The organism is Streptacidiphilus sp. PB12-B1b, from assembly GCF_014084125.1.
In the GTDB taxonomy this organism is placed as follows: Bacteria; Actinomycetota; Actinomycetes; order Streptomycetales; family Streptomycetaceae; genus Streptacidiphilus.
On the sequence record NZ_CP048405.1, the window covers coordinates 5,688,023 to 5,702,497 of the forward strand.

Below are 14,475 nucleotides of genomic sequence, written 5' to 3' on the forward strand. Positions count from 1 at the left end.
GAATCACGCTGACGGATGGATCTGCCGTCTGGGGCGGCACGGCGGGCCTGCTGTCGCGTTGAGCATGTTCGTGACGGTGTTGTCGGAGAAGTGGCCGGTCTTGGACCGGCATGCGCGGGCGGCCGAGTGGCTGCAGATCTGGTCGGACCTGGGCCGGGCGCCCCGGACGATCGATGCGTACGCCCGTGGTCTGGGCGAGTTCCTGCTGGCGTGCGAGCGGGACGGGAACGATCCGGAGAGAGTCAATCGGAGCCATATCGCTGCTTTTGTACGGGAGTTGAGGACCAGGCCAAGTCGCGGCGGATCGAATGTCCTGGCCCTGGACTCGGGGCGGGTCTGTCCAATGCCACTTTGCAGCAGCGGCTGGTGCCGGTGAGGCTGTTCTTCGACTTCCTGGTCGAGGAAGGGGTGCGCGAGTCGAATCCGGTGGGCCGTGGCCGCTACACACCGGGGCGGGCAGGCGGCACCGGGGTCGCGCGGGGGCTGGTGCCGCGCATGGTCAAGCTGCCGTGGATCCCGGCCGAGGCCGAGTGGCTGCAGGTCCTGGACGTCTTCCGGGCCGAGCCGATCCGCAACCGGCTGATGCTGGCGGTGGCCTACGATGCGGCGCTTCGGCGGGAGGAGCTGTGCTCGCTGCGGACGGACGACATCGATCCGGCCCACCGCATGCTGCGGGTGCGGGCGGAGACCACCAAGACCCGCCAGGAGCGGATGGTGCCCTATTCGGCGTCCACCGGGGTGTTGCTGGGCGAGTACCTGCGCCACCGTGCCACGCTGTCGCGGGCCCGGGGACCGCTGTTCCTCTCGGAGTCGCGCCGCAATGCGGCACAGCCGCTGACCTTGTGGACCTGGTCGAAGGTCGTGCGCCGGATCGCGCTGGACGCCGAGGTGCCGCGCTTTTCCACCCACACCACCCGGCATCTGTGCCTGACGGACCTGGCCCGGATGGGCTGGGAACTGCACGCGATCGCGACCTTCGCCGGACACCGCAGCCCCGAGTCGACCCTGCGCTACATCCATCTGTCCGGCCGTGAACTGTCGGCTCGGCTGAACGCCTCGATGTCGCATCTGCACGCCTGGCGAATCGAGATGCTCACCGGCACGGAGAGGAACGCGAGGTGACCCTGCCGAAGATCGGCCCGCTTGCCGCCGGCCCGGTCGCCGCAGACGGCCGGCCGCAGTTGTTCGCCCTGGACCGTTTCGACCAGCGCCCGGGGCTGCTGGACCAGGAGGCTGCCGCCCTGGCAGCGCTGGACCTGCGGGCCCTGCGTCGTCAGCGGGCCCACGGCGGCATCCCGCGACGGACCGCTGTGCACTGGAGAGCACTGACCCGCCTGGTCGACCCCCTCGACCAGGCCCTTCACGCCCTGCACCACGACGATGAGGTCAATCTTCGCCGGGCCGGGGCACAGGCTGCGGCCGTCGTCTTGGCCAACTGCCGTGCAATGAACCGCTCGTGGTGGGGCTGGACACCCTGGGACTGGGCACGGTTGTGCTCCACCGGCAGCACCGCGTTCCGCACAGCACAGGAACTCCCGACAGACACTGCGACCCGCCCGTTCCTGATCTCCCTGGGCTATCTCCTCGGCGGCTTCACCGATTTCCAGCACCTGGGCCACTTCAACCGGCTCCACCTGGCCCAGCTCCTCTTCGGCCCCGAAGCCATCGAGGCGGCGATGGGCGAGGTCGCCGTGGTCGCGGACCGCTGGGGATACCGCAGCCACAATCGTGACGACGGCCGCTACCGGCTGCCCGGGGTCCTGGCCCAGGCCCTGCTGATCAACCGCAGCCCTCGCCTGGAGGACCTGACCACCGAGGTGTTCGCCCGCCTGCAGGCGCACCCGGCCACCGGCACCCGGTATGCGTCCGGGTTCTTTGCCCTGCAGAAGATCCTGGCCGACCTGGGGCACTGCCATGCCCCCGTCCGCCCCGGCTTCAACCACGCCCCGACCCTGGCCGGGGTCCCCGAGCCGTGGTCGGGCTATCTGCAGCGTTGGTACGACACCTCCGTCCTGACCGCGAACGTCCGCAACAACATCCGCACGAACATGGCCAAGGCCGGCCGCTGGCTGGCCGCCGAGCATCCCGAGGCCGTCGATCCGGCCCACTGGACCCGGGCGACCTGCGCGGACTGGGTCGCCGCGGTCGACAGGATGGCCGTCGGCGACTACGTCCAGCGCAGTGACCACCTCCACGACCGCCTCGGCGATCCGATCGCCCCGCGCACCAAGGCCCACATCCTCATGGGCACCCGCACATTCCTGCGTGACCTGCAGGAATGGGAATGGATGCCCCGCCGGTTCGACACCGCCCGGGCACTGGCGGTGCCCCGCACCATCGCCGCGCTGATCGCCACCGATCCCCGCGTCATCGCCGACGAGATCTGGGCCAAGCTGTTGTGGGCCGGGCTCAACCTCCAGGCCCCGGACCTGCCGGGCACCTCCGCCGGCAGCTACTACCCCCTCGAATTGATCCGCTCGCTCGCACTGACCTGGCTGTTCTCCGGTCTGAGGAGCGATGAGATCTCCCGGTTGCGGGTCGGCTGCGTCCGCTGGCAGCACGAGGGACAGCCCATCGACGGTGCCTCCCGCGAGGTCCTGGCCGACCAGGCCGTCTGCCTGCTCGACGTCCCGGTCAACAAGACCAACACCGCTTTCACCAAGCCCGTCGACCCGATCGTCGGCCAGGCCATCGAAGCCTGGCAGGCCCTGCGGCCCGCCCAGCCGAAGCGCCTCGATGCCAAGACCAGCGAACACGTCGACCTGCTCTTCTCCATCCGAGCCCACCCGGTCGCGAAGAACTACATCAACCGCACCCTGATCCCCTCGCTCTGCGAGAAGGCCGGAGTGCCCACCGCCGACGTCCGCGGCAACATCACCAGCCACCGGGCCCGATCCACCATCGCCAGCCAGCTCTACAACGCCAAGGAGCCGATGACCCTCTTCGAGCTGCAGGCATGGCTCGGCCACCGCAGCCCGGTCAGCACCCAGCACTACGCGAAGATCACCCCGAACACGCTGACCAGGGCCTACACCGAAGCCGGGTACTTCTCCCGCAACCTGCGGACCATCGAGGTCCTGGTCGACCGCGACGCCGTCGCCTCCGGCGCCGCCGCGGGCGGGGTGCCCTGGCAGCACTACGACCTCGGCCACGGCTACTGCACCTACAGCTTCTTCGAGCAGTGCCAGCACCGCATGGCCTGCGCACGCTGTGACTTCTACACCCCCAAGGACTCCACCCAGGCCCAACTCCTGGAAGCCAAGGCCAACCTGCAGCGGATGCTCGTCTCTATCCCGCTGACCGACGACGAACGCGCCGCCGTCGACGACGGACAGGCCGCTCTGGACGCACTCCTCGACCGCCTCGCCGAGACCCCTACCCCCGCCGGCCCCAGCCCTCTCGAGCTGAACCGACCGACCGCCTCCCGACTGCTACCCATCATCGAAGTCCGACAAGGCACCCAACGATGAAACCACAGGTCACAGATTCCACAGAATCGCGACCGTCCTCGACCTCAGCACCAAGGAACTGATCGGGTACGCGATCGCGCCGCACATGCGCACGGGTCTCGCCGTCGACGCGATCACCATGGCCCACCGCACCGGACTCGTCGCTGGCAACGCCATCATGCACACCGACAGGGGCAGCCAATACCACTCGCGCGCCTACCGCAACACGCTCCGCCGCCTCGGCATCCGGTCCAGCACCAGCCGCACCGGCTCATGCCTCGACGGCGCGGCAGCGGAATCGTTCTTCGCCACCCTCAAATCCGAGATCGGCCGCGACAGCTGGCCCGACCGCGCCACCGCCCGACACGACATCCAAAACTGGATCAAGGACTACAACGAGCGAAGACTCCACTCCGCCACCGGCTTCCAGACACCGACGGCAGCACGAACCGCTTGGCAAGATCGAATGACCATGGCCGCATAGCCGCAGGGGTTGAAAACCGTGTCGACTCCACACCATCGCCCTACCCCCTTCCTCACCACCCTCCTCGCCGACGAACTCCACCGACACCGCAGCAACACCGTCTTCCGCACCGTCCGCGACAAACACCTGCGCCGCTCCACCTTCCAACGCCGCATCTGGGCCCCCGCCGTCCACGGCACCACCCGCCCCGACGGCACCCACTGGACCGAGATCAACCCCAAACTCACCTTCCACAGCCTCCGCCACAGCCACAAAACCTGGCTCATCGAAGACGGCATCCCCGACGTAGCCCAAGCCCGCCGCCTCGGCCACCGCATGGACCACAAAATCAACGACATCTACAGCCACGTCGCCCCCCAAGTCGAACACAACCTCCTCAACGCCCTCCAAACCCGCTGGCAACGCTCCCTCCCCAGACGGATCCCAAGGACAACGGCGAGCACGACGGCGACTCCGGACCGCTCCCCGCCTGAGTACCCATCACCTGTTCTGGGGCCGCTGTCAAAAGCGGCCCCAGGACACTTCACCGCCCCGCCCCCAGCACAATCCATCCGGCCGCATCGACGACACTGACCGCTACCATTCCGGTCCAGCCCGACCCACCGGACAGGAAGCGAGAGCGATGGCTGCCAGGTCCCGCCGCGAGGATCGGTCGGTCAAGCCAGCTCTGTGGGGGACGCCGGGCGACCCCAGCGGGATGCGGCGGCTTCGCCTGGTCGGACGCTGGGTCACGCCGGGGCGGCGCTACTTCAGGCTGCTCGGCGGGGCGTTCGTCATGTCGCGGCCGCGGCAGCGGTGGTTGCAGTGGCGGCTCCAGCGGGCCGGTCGGCGTGCGCCTGCCGAGGACCTCGTCTTCCTCCTGGACAACGGCGGCTGGCGTGAGTGGCTGGCCGTCACCTGGCTCATCGCCGCCGGTCGCCGCGCCGATCTGCGGGACCGCCTCGAACACGGGCTCATGGGCGAGACCCCGTGCGGCTACCGGTGGGACTACTGCACGGCCCTGGCCCGGCCGGGCACCGAACGGGACGCCGAGATCCTGCGCGCCTACCTGGACCGCGCCCTGTCCCTGCCGCCCGACCCCGACACGGACGATCCCAGCCAGTGCCAGGCGCAGGCAATGGGAGCACTGCTCTACCTCGACCAGGAACTCGGCACCAGCCACAGTCGGCATCTGCTCGCCCCCGACGGACCATGGCAACGCTGGCGCGGTTCCCTGAACGCCCCGCTCGACGAACTCCGGCAGGCCCTGCGCGACGACGTCACGGTCGCTGCCGGGGGCAACCCCGGCCTGCGCCGCCGACTCCGTCGGCGACGAGGTAAGCCGACCGCGAACTGACCAACTGCCCCGGCATTGCCAGGTACTGCTCGCCTGCCCACGTGGCCCCGCGACGGCCATACGTCCATTATGGCGATAGTTTGACCATATGGTCGGGTCGGATAGCGTAGCTCCCTGGCATACCGGACACGGGGGGCAGAGCGGATGACACAGCGGCTGAAGGTGGTCTTCGGCTCGCTCAGCGAGCTGACACAGCAACTGGAATCGACAGCCGGCCAACTGCAAGCGCACCTGGACGACCTCGACGAAGCCCTGGCCCGGATAGCCGCATCGTGGAGTGGCGACGCCCACGACCGCTTCCACCAGTGCTTCAGCGAGTGGCGCGCCACCTCAAGCGACCTGCACCAGTCGCTGGCGCGCCTGCACCAGCTGACCACCACCGCCCACGGCAACTACACCGCCGCCGAGAGCGCCAACCTGGTCATGTGGGGCGTCAAATGAGCAGCCCTGCGGTGGCCGGGGCGCAGCCGATCGATGTGTCCCCTGAGGACCTCCAGAGCGTCGCGCTGACTTTCGCCGGTGGCCAGAGCACCATCGACAGCATCGCGGGGACGTTGAGCAGTGCTTTGCAGGCGGCGGCCGGGATGGCCGGGGACGACAAGTACGGGAAGCAGTTCGCCGCGCAGTACGATCCGGCGGCGAAGGCTCTTTTCGTTACGCTGTCGGCGTGTGTGCGGGCGGTCGGGCAGGCGTCGACGGGTCTATCGACGACCGCGAACAACTACCTCAAAGCTGACGGCCATTCCAATGCCGCGGCGGGCAGTGCGGGACCGCGTCTGTATTCCCTGCCTTTCGTGATCACGGATGTGATGTATCCGGTCCCGCTCACCGCGGTGGGCGGGGGCAGCAACCACTGGCCGCCGCCGATCGACAAGTACTGGCCGGACGGCCACCAGGACCGGCTGCGCGCCGCCGCCAGTGCGTTCCGCACCGCAGCCACCGGCCTGGACAACGCGGCCCGCGATATGGACGCCGGCGTCCAGTCGCTGACCGACAACAACTCCAGCGCCTCGGTGAATGCCATGGCCGCCTTCTGGGGCAAGATCTGGAGCTACTGCGACGCCGGAGGCGCAGCGCCGCTGTCCAGCGCCTACCTCGCGTGTACCCAACTGGCGAAATACTGTGACGACTTCGCTGGTGCGATCGACAATGCGCACAGCGAGTTCGAGCACAAGCTGGCCGAGGCCGGCATCTCGCTGGGCCTGACCACGGCCCTGGGTGCCATCGGCACGCTGTTCACCGGCGGAGGCTCCGACGCCGGAGCGCTCGGGTTCGACGCCGCGGAGGCTGCGGGGATCTTCGGCTCGGTGGAGACCATCCTGGATGTGGCCCTGTCCAACCTGGCGGCCGAGGGAATCGCCGCGCTGGAGGCCATGCTGTCCGCCGCGGCCGACGGCGTCCCCGAGATAGAGGCCGTCGACGCCGAGACCACCCAGGTCAGCACCACCCTCGACAGTGAGATGTCCCAGACCGAGAGCCGCGAACTCGCCAGCGTCGCAGGCCGCGGCGGCGGCACTGGGGGCGGGGGTGGAACGCCCGCCGGCTTTGGAGGCGCCGACGCCGGGGTCCTGGGCCCCGACGGAATGATCGACTCCGATGCCATCGACGACCTGACCGCCGACGACATCCTCAAAGACAACGGCTCCGTCCTGGGTAAGAACTCCGGACGTAAAATGCCCGTGCGGACCGTACGCTCGGTGGACGACCTCGACGCGATCTGGTCCAAACTCACCGACGACGCCCCGCAACCGGGCCCCGGACAGAAACTCGCCTCTTACCTGCGCTCCGACGGCACCCGCATCCAATACCGCATCACCTCCAGCTCCGGCGGCGAGACCATCGACATCGACGCCACCTCCGCAAACGGCAAAACCTGGAAGATCCACCTCCCCAAGGGATGACAGACACAATGATCACGCTCAACCACCCCGTCGTCGAAGAAGTCCTCTACCAAGGACTCGACGACTGGGTCGGCCTCACCGTCATCCAGCGGCTGGTGGAAAGCGAGACCGCCGCCTGGTGGAAAGCCCACACAGCACCCAGCCCCCAGGACATCAAGACCGAAGCCCTGGCCGTGTGCGCCTTCCTCCTGTCACACGACCTCATGCACGCCGGAGAACTGTCCAACTCCACCGACGACTCCGGCGACTTCCTCGACTGGCCCGGTGGCCCCGACGAGATCCTCAACCGCATCAACCGCGACTGGGACAACCTCACCTCCCTGGACCACTTCGAACCCTGCTGGTTCCGCAGCACCCCCGCCGGCATCACCGCCGGCCAAGCCGTGGAGGCCTGACCGCCCGCGCATTCAACCATCGCACCACCGCGGACACCACCATCACCGCCAGTCACGGGGACACCCCGGCAACAAGACCGACGAACAGTCCGGCAAAGCGCCCAACCACCCGTCAGTGGAGCCCAACAGCGGCCGAACGCAGGTGAACGCCTCACCACGCGCGCCCGCCCACTCCCAGCCGCAGAAGCGGCGAAGAGACAGCGAACAGCACTTGCGCCTTTTGACGTCAAGTCAGGCGAGCAGCAACAGCGCCAAGAGCACCTGACCCGACGACCCCCTTCGCGCTCCAGGCATTACCCATCTGCGCACCGGTCACTGGCAGCTCAGACGACCCGACACCATGATCGTCCGCGGAAAACTCCGCGACTCGACCCGATCGGGTGATGCGAAATCAACCGAAATTGACGCTGGGAGCGGATTGGGAGCGATTCGCTCCCAATCCGCTCCCAGGCTGAACGGGCCTCTGCGGGCCGGAAACGACTCAGGGGCCGTATCTGATCCATCAGATACGGCCCCTAAGCTGCGACTATGGACACGCGTCCAGTCGGGACGACAGGATTTGAACCTGCGACCCCCTGACCCCCAGTCAGGTATGGGCACGAACTACAGCACATCAGTCACGTCAGGAACGTTCCAGACGTGCAAAACGGCCCATAGCGTTCCCGAGGGGGTCGTTCAGCTGGTCCCCAACTGGTCCCCAGGGCTCCGATCTGCGCCTTCGCCCCGCACCTGGTCCCCAGCTGGTCCCCAGGAAATTGCCGGAACATTGAAATGGGGACCGCCCCAAGACATCCCGAAAGATGCAGCGCTAAATATGGCAGAGACTTCCATTGTTAGCGGAATTGGTTATTTAATTCCAGTCCAGTCGAGTCTGGAATCGACGCCTGTTCCGCAATGAAGGCCCCGGGTTCCCCTGACACTGGCACATCAGCTCCAGATCGCCCGCGCTCCGGGGCGGTCTTCCCCCACCTGTAGGAACAGCGAGCCGAGCGGGCACCGGTCGCCCTACGTGATCGGCACCGGCCTGCGCCGCGGCGAAGTCCTGGGCCTGCACTGGAGCGACGTCCACCTCATGGAGCGCAGCTTCTACGTGCGCTACTCCCTGTCGGCGGTCAACAACAGCACCTACCACCTGGGCCCGCCCAAGACGAGGGCCAGCATGAGCTGGGTCGCGATGTCGCCACGCGTCCACGCCGCCCTGCTGCGCCAGGCCCACATCCAGCAGGCCCTGATGCCCCCGGGCGCCCCACTGGAGGGACTGGTCTTGTGCCACGACGGCCGGTCACCGCTGCGCCCGCAGTGGGTCCTGGACCAGCTGCGGCGCCGCACCGAGGAGATCGGCATGCACGACCTGCGCCGCACCGCCGCGACTATCATGATCAGCGAGGGCATGCCCATCGCCCTGGTCTCCAAGACCCTGCGCCACTCCACCCTGGCCACCACCCTCAACCTCTACGGGCACCTCCTCAAGTACGCCGCCCACGACACCGGCGCCGCACTCGCCAGCGCTCTGGACCGCGCCGACGCCCAGCACATTCCCGACCGCCCCGCCACCGCCTTGCGCTTCGCCGCCTGAGGCACCGGCGGATCAGCAACCTCCGACGCGAGCCACAGCAGGTGCCGGCGGGTCTCTTTGCCTACAGCGGCCGCGGGGAGACCCGCGCAGTGTCCGCTAGGGCCGACCCGGCCCTAGCGGAACATTCGTTCGATTGCCATGATGGCCTGATCGCGTGTCCGTTCGGGCTAACGCTCGTTGGGCACGGCAGACAGGGGCTCGCGAGTTCTCCCGGGCCCGTTAGGGGGACCGTCATGAGCGATCGCAGCGCCATCGAGTGGACCGAAGCGACCTGGAATCCCACCACCGGGTGCGACCAGGTCTCAGCCGGGTGCGACAACTGCTACGCGCTCACCCTGGCCAAGCGCCTGAAGTCGATGGGAGCAGCCAAGTACCAGCACGACGGCGACTCCCGTACCTCCGGTCCCGGCTTCGGCCTGGCGGTGCATCCAGACGCTCTCGATATCCCACGACGCTGGCGCACCCCGCGCACGGTGTTCGTGAACTCCATGAGCGACCTCTTCCACGCCCGGGTCCCGCTGCCGTTCGTCCGCCAGGTGTTCGACGTCATGGCGGACACCCCCCAGCACACCTACCAGCTGCTGACCAAACGATCGGTGCGCCTTCGACGCGTCGCCGGGCAACTCGACTGGCCGTCGAACCTATGGATGGGCGTATCGGTCGAGAACGCCTCCCAGCTCAGCCGAATCGAGGACCTGCGCACTGTGCCGGCAGCAGTGCGTTTCCTTTCCCTCGAACCCTTGCTCGGCCCGCTTCCCGCCCTGGACCTCGACGGCATCGGCTGGGTCATCGCCGGTGGTGAGTCCGGCCCGGGCCATCGCCCCATGGAGCAGCAATGGGTGCTCGACATCCGCGACTCCTGCGGGGAGGCCGGGATCCCGTTCTTCTTCAAGCAGTGGGGCGGCCACAAGCCGAAGGCCGGCGGACGCGACCTTCAGGGCCGCACGTGGGACCAACTCCCCGCCCGTGCAGGCCTGGCCGTGTCCTAGTCGGCCGTGCACGCACCCTGGTGCCGCCCGAGCGGCTGTGTGATCCTCGTTCCAGGCGTGTTCACAACACCGCATGGGGGGACACATGGCGGTACCAAAAGAACCTGTCTGGGACCGGGACCCGCACACCGCCGCCAAGCACGACGTGCTGCGCCGGTACCTCCAGGCATGGGCACCGATCCTGCTCTCCAGAAACGAAGCCGTCAGCTACGCCGAGGGCTTCGCCGGCCCGGGAATCTACAAGCACGGCGAGCCCGGTTCACCGGTGATCGCCCACAACGTCCTGGCTGCCGCTCTGCGCCAACGGCCGGGTAAGACCGTCAAGATGGTGCTCGTCGAGGAAGACGCCCGGCGCAAGGCGATGCTGGAGCAGCAGATCGCCCGCGCGCGCAGTACCGGCGGCCCCGAGCTGGCGCGGCTGCAGACCCGTATCGAGCGGGGAGGCTGCCATCCTGACCTGCTGGCGCACCTGGTGAACACGGGCAGCCACCTGCACCCGATGTTCGTGCTCCTCGACGGCTTTGGCGGCCCCGAGGTGCCCTTCGCTCTCCTGCGGCAGATCGCACGCCATCGCAGCAGCGAGGTGTTGATCACCTTCCAGCCCCAGTTCCTCGTCCGCTTCGCCACCGCCGACGGGATCCACCGCGAGGCCGGCAACACCTTCTTCGGCGGCTCGGACTGGCAGGGCGTGTTCAGCCAGCACAGCAGCGACAAAGCGGCCTTCCTGCGCGACCAGTACCGTCTGACCTTGCGCCGCGCCGGCTTCGACCACAGCCTGTCCTTCGAGATGGTCGACGAGAAGAGTCACCTGCTGTACCTCATCTTCGGCACCCGCCACGAGCGCGGCGTGGAGAAGATGAAGGACGCCATGTGGAAGGTCGACCCCACCACCGGCGTCCGCTACCGCGACCCCAAGGACACCGGCCAGCAGCTCCTAGATCTCGAATTCGAGCCCGACACCGCCCCCCTGCGGCGCATCCTCATCGACCACCTGCAGGCCGCAGCTGCCCCGATGAGCGTGACCTCACTTCAGCGCTTCGCCCTGCTGGAGACGGTCTACCGGCCCGGCCAGGTCATCGCCTCCCTCACCAGGATGCGCACCGACGAGTGGATCACCACCTCCCCGGGAAGGATCCTAAAGGCCTCACTGATCACACCCGTCCGCAGCGACGCTCTCTTCTGACACTCATCCGATCAGTTCGAGGACTGGGGCTCTGCCCACCTCGGAACGGCTCACGTGAACGCAGTCAGGCACCCCGGGCCGCTGTGTCGTCCGAAATCCCGTAGCCCATCACCGTTCCGACCGAGGGAACGGGGTCCAACTTGTGAGCCATCACATGGCACCCGATAAACGTCGAGTAACAACGGCAAAGCAGGTACGCCTCGGCTGCCGGTCTCCGCAAATAGTCCCAGCTCACAGCGCTATCAGTCGGCCTGGTTAACCGGATGTGTCACTCATGCGCCATCACGTCGTGGTCGCGTGATGACCGCTTTCCCCAAGAGCCGGCGCGATGACCACGACCACGTCGAGGGTGCGGGGGCCATGGACGCCTTCCACGCGGTCCAGTTCGATGTCGCTGGTCGCGGAGGGGCCGGAAATCCAGGTCTGGGGCCGGAGCGGGTCGAGGCGAGGCAGGGCCCGGGGCACGGAGGCGACGATCTGATCCGCCGCCACGACACAGATGTGGTGATCGGGAACGAGGGTGAGAGCACGGCGCCCCTGGTTGGGGCCGGCGTCGAGCACAATGGTGCCGGTCTCGGCGATGGCAAGCGCACACCCGGTGACCACGGCGTCGATGTCGTCGAGGTGTTCCGCGGTGAGCGTGGCGTTGTCCGAAACCAACGCGCTGTCCACATCGCGGAGCCAGCTCCGGTCCAGCCCGGCGGGGACGACCACGCTGCGGGCGTTTCTGGCGGCCAGCAGTCGGGCGAGGGTGGCCGGGAGCTCGGCGGGCGTGGTGCGGTGGACGTGGGCTCGGTAATCGACGAGGTTCTCGTGGAGTAGATCGAGCAGCACGGTCGGTTCGTCCGCGACGTGACAGCTGCGGTAGTCGCGCGGGTTGGCCGACTCGCGTGCCGGGACGTCGCGAAGTGCTGCGCGGACCCGCGCGAGGGTCGTTTCGCGGGAGTTCATCGGCCCTCCTTGGGGCTGCGGTTCTTCTTCCACCAGTCGCGGAAGGGTTCTGCGGGCATCTCGGGTAGGTCGCGAGTCTCGGTCCAGGGGCCGATGCCGGGACCGGGGCTCTTCTGGGGGTGCAGTTTGCGGGTCTTGGAGGCGGCGCGTTCGCCGGCGGCGAGGACGGCGGGGTGGCCCAGGATCCACCCGGCCGCCCGGATAGCAGCCGCCTCCAGGCGGTGGCCTTTACCGCCCTGGTCGGCGACCTGTTCACGTAGGTGGACCAGGACTTCGGGGATGTCGATGGCGACCGGGCAGACCTCGTAGCAGGCTCCACAGAGGGATGAGGCGTAGGGCAGGGAGGCGTCGACCTCGCTTTGGATGCCGCGGAGCTGGGGTGTGAGGATCGCGCCGATGGGGCCTGGATAGGGCGAGCCGTAGGCGTGGCCGCCGGCGCGCTCGTAGACGGGACAGACGTTCAGGCACGCCGAACAACGGATGCACCGCAGTGCCTGGCGGCCGACCTCGTCGGCCAGGGTTGCGGTCCGGCCGTTGTCGAGCAGGACCAGGTGGAACTCGGCGGGGCCGTCGCCGCCAGTCGTACCGGTCCAGGTGGAGGTGTAGGGGTTCATCCGCTCGGCGGTGGAGGAGCGGGGCAGGAGTTGGAGGAAGACTCCGAGGTCCTGCCAGGTGGGGATGACCTTCTCGATGCCGACGACAGAGATGAGGGTCTCCGGGAGGGTGAGGCACATGCGGCCGTTGCCCTCGGATTCGACGACGACCAGGGTGCCGGTCTCGGCGACCATGAAGTTGGCTCCGGAGACGGCGACCTTGGCGCGCAGGAACTTCTCGCGCAGGTGCAGGCGGGCTGCCTCGGCCAGATCGGCGGGATTGTCGGACAGGCCGTCGGGGGCGGGGCGGCCCCAGCGGCCCATGGCCTCGATGAAGATGTCGCGGATCTCACTGCGGTTCTTGTGAATCGCCGGTACCAAGATGTGGGAAGGCAGGTCGTCGCCGAGTTGGACGATCAACTCGGCCAGGTCGGTCTCGTAGGCGGTGATGCCCTCAGCTGCCAACGCCTCATTGAGGCCGATCTCCTGGGTGGCCATCGACTTGACCTTGACGACCTCGGTCTCGCCCTTGGCCTTGACCAGGTCGGCGACGATGCGGTTCGCCTCGGCGGCGTCGGTGGCCCAGTGGACCACTCCCCCGGCGGCGGTCACCTGGGTCTCCAGTTGGAGCAGGTAGCGGTCCAGGTGGTGCAGCGTCTGGTCCTTGATGTCCTTGCCGGCCTCGCGCAGTTGTGCCCAGTCGTCCAGTTCGGCGACGGCCTTGGCGCGTTTGTCGCGGATGGTGTGGGTGGCGTGGGTGAGGTTGGCGCGTAGCTGCGTGTCTTTGGTGGAGGCTCGGACGGCCGTGGGGAAGGCGGGCATGCCCAGGTAGGTGCCGCTCATGTGTGGGCCTCCGCTTGGGTCGTGGCCAGGATCTCGGCGATGTGCAGGGGGCGGATCGGCGAGTCCTGGCGTCGGAGCATTCCTCCCAGGTGCATCAGGCAGGAGTTGTCCGCTCCGCACAGCACCTCGGCTCCGGTGGAGACGGCGTTGCGGATCTTGTCGGTGCCCATGGCGGCGGACACGTCGGGGTTCTTGACGGCGAAGGTGCCGCCGAAGCCGCAGCACTCGTCCGCTCCGGGCAGTTCGACCAGTTCCAGGCCCTTGACTGCCTCCAGCAAGCGGCGCGGGCGGTCCCCCAGGCCGAGCGTGCGCAGGCCGTGGCAGGACGGGTGGTAGGTGACGGTGTGCGGGTAGTAGGCGCCCACGTCGGTCACCCCGAGTACGTCCACCAGGAACTCGGTCAGCTCGACGGTCCGCGGTGTGAGTGATTCGGCGACCTCGGTGAGTTCGCTCCCCCGGCCCTCCGTGCGTGCTTTCGTGCCGATCCGCAGGTAGTTGTCGCGGACCATCGCCACGCAGGAGCCGGACGGCGAGACGACGTAGTCGTAGCCCGCGAACGCGCGTCCCATCCGGCGCACCAGCGGCTCGGTCTCGCGGCGGTAGCCGGTGTTGTACTGCGGCTGGCCGCAACAGGTCTGCTCGGCGGGGAAGTCGACCTCGATGCCCAGGCGTTCCAGCAGTGTGACGGTGGCGATGGCCGTAGTGGGATAGACCGCGTCGTTGACGCAGGTGGCGAACAGTGCGACGCGCATCAATACTCCTTCCTCGTGCGGTT

The 14,475-nt window shown here is 68.0% G+C and carries 14 protein-coding genes, 1 tRNA gene and 1 pseudogene; 12 read left to right on the forward strand and 4 right to left on the reverse strand.

Annotated elements, in window-relative coordinates; translation table 11 throughout:
• Positions 1-64 precede the first annotated feature (64 nt).
• The 9 genes and pseudogenes from GXW83_RS34445 (at position 65) to GXW83_RS24630 (ending at position 7,565) form a co-directional block, all read left to right on the forward strand.
• Positions 65-376: a site-specific integrase gene (locus GXW83_RS34445; RefSeq protein WP_225447540.1), complete on the forward strand. Its 312-nt coding sequence runs from the start codon at positions 65-67 to the stop codon at positions 374-376.
• Entirely contained in the window at positions 352-1,122 is a 771-nt protein-coding gene (locus tag GXW83_RS24595; RefSeq protein ID WP_225447229.1) for a site-specific integrase, read from the forward strand. The genes GXW83_RS34445 and GXW83_RS24595 overlap by 25 nt, the downstream gene beginning before the upstream one ends.
• On the forward strand, positions 1,119-3,470 hold the full coding sequence (locus tag GXW83_RS24600) for a site-specific integrase (RefSeq protein WP_225446702.1): 2,352 nt from the start codon (positions 1,119-1,121) through the stop codon (positions 3,468-3,470). The genes GXW83_RS24595 and GXW83_RS24600 overlap by 4 nt, the downstream gene beginning before the upstream one ends.
• A 19-nt stretch (positions 3,471-3,489) precedes the next feature.
• Positions 3,490-3,933 (forward strand): annotated as a pseudogene (locus tag GXW83_RS24605) (integrase core domain-containing protein); the annotation flags it as partial.
• Between the two features lie 18 nt (positions 3,934-3,951).
• Positions 3,952-4,506, forward strand: a complete 555-nt coding sequence (locus GXW83_RS24610; RefSeq protein WP_225447230.1) for a tyrosine-type recombinase/integrase — start codon at positions 3,952-3,954, stop codon at positions 4,504-4,506.
• A gap of 49 nt (positions 4,507-4,555) precedes the next feature.
• Entirely contained in the window at positions 4,556-5,269 is a 714-nt protein-coding gene (locus GXW83_RS24615) for a DUF6000 family protein (protein ID WP_182445263.1), read from the forward strand.
• Between the two features lie 144 nt (positions 5,270-5,413).
• On the forward strand, positions 5,414-5,710 hold the full coding sequence (locus GXW83_RS24620; protein WP_182445265.1) for a WXG100 family type VII secretion target: 297 nt from the start codon (positions 5,414-5,416) through the stop codon (positions 5,708-5,710).
• The gene (locus GXW83_RS24625) at positions 5,707-7,170 is read left to right on the forward strand and encodes a hypothetical protein (protein WP_182445267.1); all 1,464 of its coding nucleotides are present in this window, start codon (positions 5,707-5,709) and stop codon (positions 7,168-7,170) included. Before GXW83_RS24620 ends, GXW83_RS24625 begins: the two co-directional genes overlap by 4 nt.
• An 8-nt stretch (positions 7,171-7,178) precedes the next feature.
• Entirely contained in the window at positions 7,179-7,565 is a 387-nt protein-coding gene (locus GXW83_RS24630; protein ID WP_182445269.1) for a hypothetical protein, read from the forward strand.
• 545 nt (positions 7,566-8,110) lie between these two features.
• Here GXW83_RS24630 and GXW83_RS24635 read toward each other — a convergent pair.
• Positions 8,111-8,186: transfer RNA gene (locus GXW83_RS24635), tRNA-Pro, on the reverse strand.
• 388 nt (positions 8,187-8,574) lie between these two features.
• Here GXW83_RS24635 and GXW83_RS24640 point away from each other — a divergent pair.
• From GXW83_RS24640 to GXW83_RS24650, 3 genes are all read left to right on the forward strand, one after another.
• A complete protein-coding gene (locus GXW83_RS24640) occupies positions 8,575-9,141 on the forward strand; it encodes a site-specific integrase (RefSeq protein WP_052069919.1) in 567 nt (188 codons plus the stop codon).
• 233 nt (positions 9,142-9,374) lie between these two features.
• The gene (locus GXW83_RS24645) at positions 9,375-10,130 is read left to right on the forward strand and encodes a DUF5131 family protein (protein WP_034090785.1); all 756 of its coding nucleotides are present in this window, start codon (positions 9,375-9,377) and stop codon (positions 10,128-10,130) included.
• Positions 10,131-10,215: 85 nt separating this feature from the next.
• Entirely contained in the window at positions 10,216-11,313 is a 1,098-nt protein-coding gene (locus GXW83_RS24650; protein ID WP_034090784.1) for a three-Cys-motif partner protein TcmP, read from the forward strand.
• 282 nt (positions 11,314-11,595) lie between these two features.
• On the opposite strand, the gene GXW83_RS24655 is transcribed toward GXW83_RS24650, so the two are convergent.
• Genes GXW83_RS24655 through GXW83_RS24665 form a run of 3 tightly spaced genes read right to left on the reverse strand, consistent with a single transcriptional unit; the run spans position 11,596 to position 14,452 of the window.
• Complete coding sequence (locus tag GXW83_RS24655; RefSeq protein ID WP_042439977.1) at positions 11,596-12,264, reverse strand: lactate utilization protein C; 669 nt, start codon at positions 12,262-12,264, stop codon at positions 11,596-11,598.
• Complete coding sequence (locus tag GXW83_RS24660) at positions 12,261-13,700, reverse strand: lactate utilization protein B (protein ID WP_034090783.1); 1,440 nt, start codon at positions 13,698-13,700, stop codon at positions 12,261-12,263. The genes GXW83_RS24655 and GXW83_RS24660 overlap by 4 nt, the downstream gene beginning before the upstream one ends.
• A complete protein-coding gene (locus tag GXW83_RS24665; protein WP_034090782.1) occupies positions 13,697-14,452 on the reverse strand; it encodes a (Fe-S)-binding protein in 756 nt (251 codons plus the stop codon). The genes GXW83_RS24660 and GXW83_RS24665 overlap by 4 nt, the downstream gene beginning before the upstream one ends.
• Positions 14,453-14,475 lie beyond the last annotated feature (23 nt).

Excerpts from the sequence above, each read along its gene's own strand:
- GXW83_RS34445 (WP_225447540.1), top strand. The coding sequence starts at position 65 with ATGTTCGTGACGGTGTTGTCGGAGAAGTGGCCGGTCTTGGACCGGCAT.
- GXW83_RS24615 (WP_182445263.1), top strand. The coding sequence starts at position 4,556 with ATGGCTGCCAGGTCCCGCCGCGAGGATCGGTCGGTCAAGCCAGCTCTG.
- GXW83_RS24620 (WP_182445265.1), top strand. The coding sequence starts at position 5,414 with ATGACACAGCGGCTGAAGGTGGTCTTCGGCTCGCTCAGCGAGCTGACA.
- GXW83_RS24625 (WP_182445267.1), top strand. The coding sequence starts at position 5,707 with ATGAGCAGCCCTGCGGTGGCCGGGGCGCAGCCGATCGATGTGTCCCCT.
- GXW83_RS24630 (WP_182445269.1), top strand. The coding sequence starts at position 7,179 with ATGATCACGCTCAACCACCCCGTCGTCGAAGAAGTCCTCTACCAAGGA.
- GXW83_RS24645 (WP_034090785.1), top strand. The coding sequence starts at position 9,375 with ATGAGCGATCGCAGCGCCATCGAGTGGACCGAAGCGACCTGGAATCCC.
- GXW83_RS24650 (WP_034090784.1), top strand. The coding sequence starts at position 10,216 with ATGGCGGTACCAAAAGAACCTGTCTGGGACCGGGACCCGCACACCGCC.
- GXW83_RS24655 (WP_042439977.1), bottom strand. The coding sequence starts at position 12,264 with ATGAACTCCCGCGAAACGACCCTCGCGCGGGTCCGCGCAGCACTTCGC.
- GXW83_RS24660 (WP_034090783.1), bottom strand. The coding sequence starts at position 13,700 with ATGAGCGGCACCTACCTGGGCATGCCCGCCTTCCCCACGGCCGTCCGA.
- GXW83_RS24665 (WP_034090782.1), bottom strand. The coding sequence starts at position 14,452 with ATGCGCGTCGCACTGTTCGCCACCTGCGTCAACGACGCGGTCTATCCC.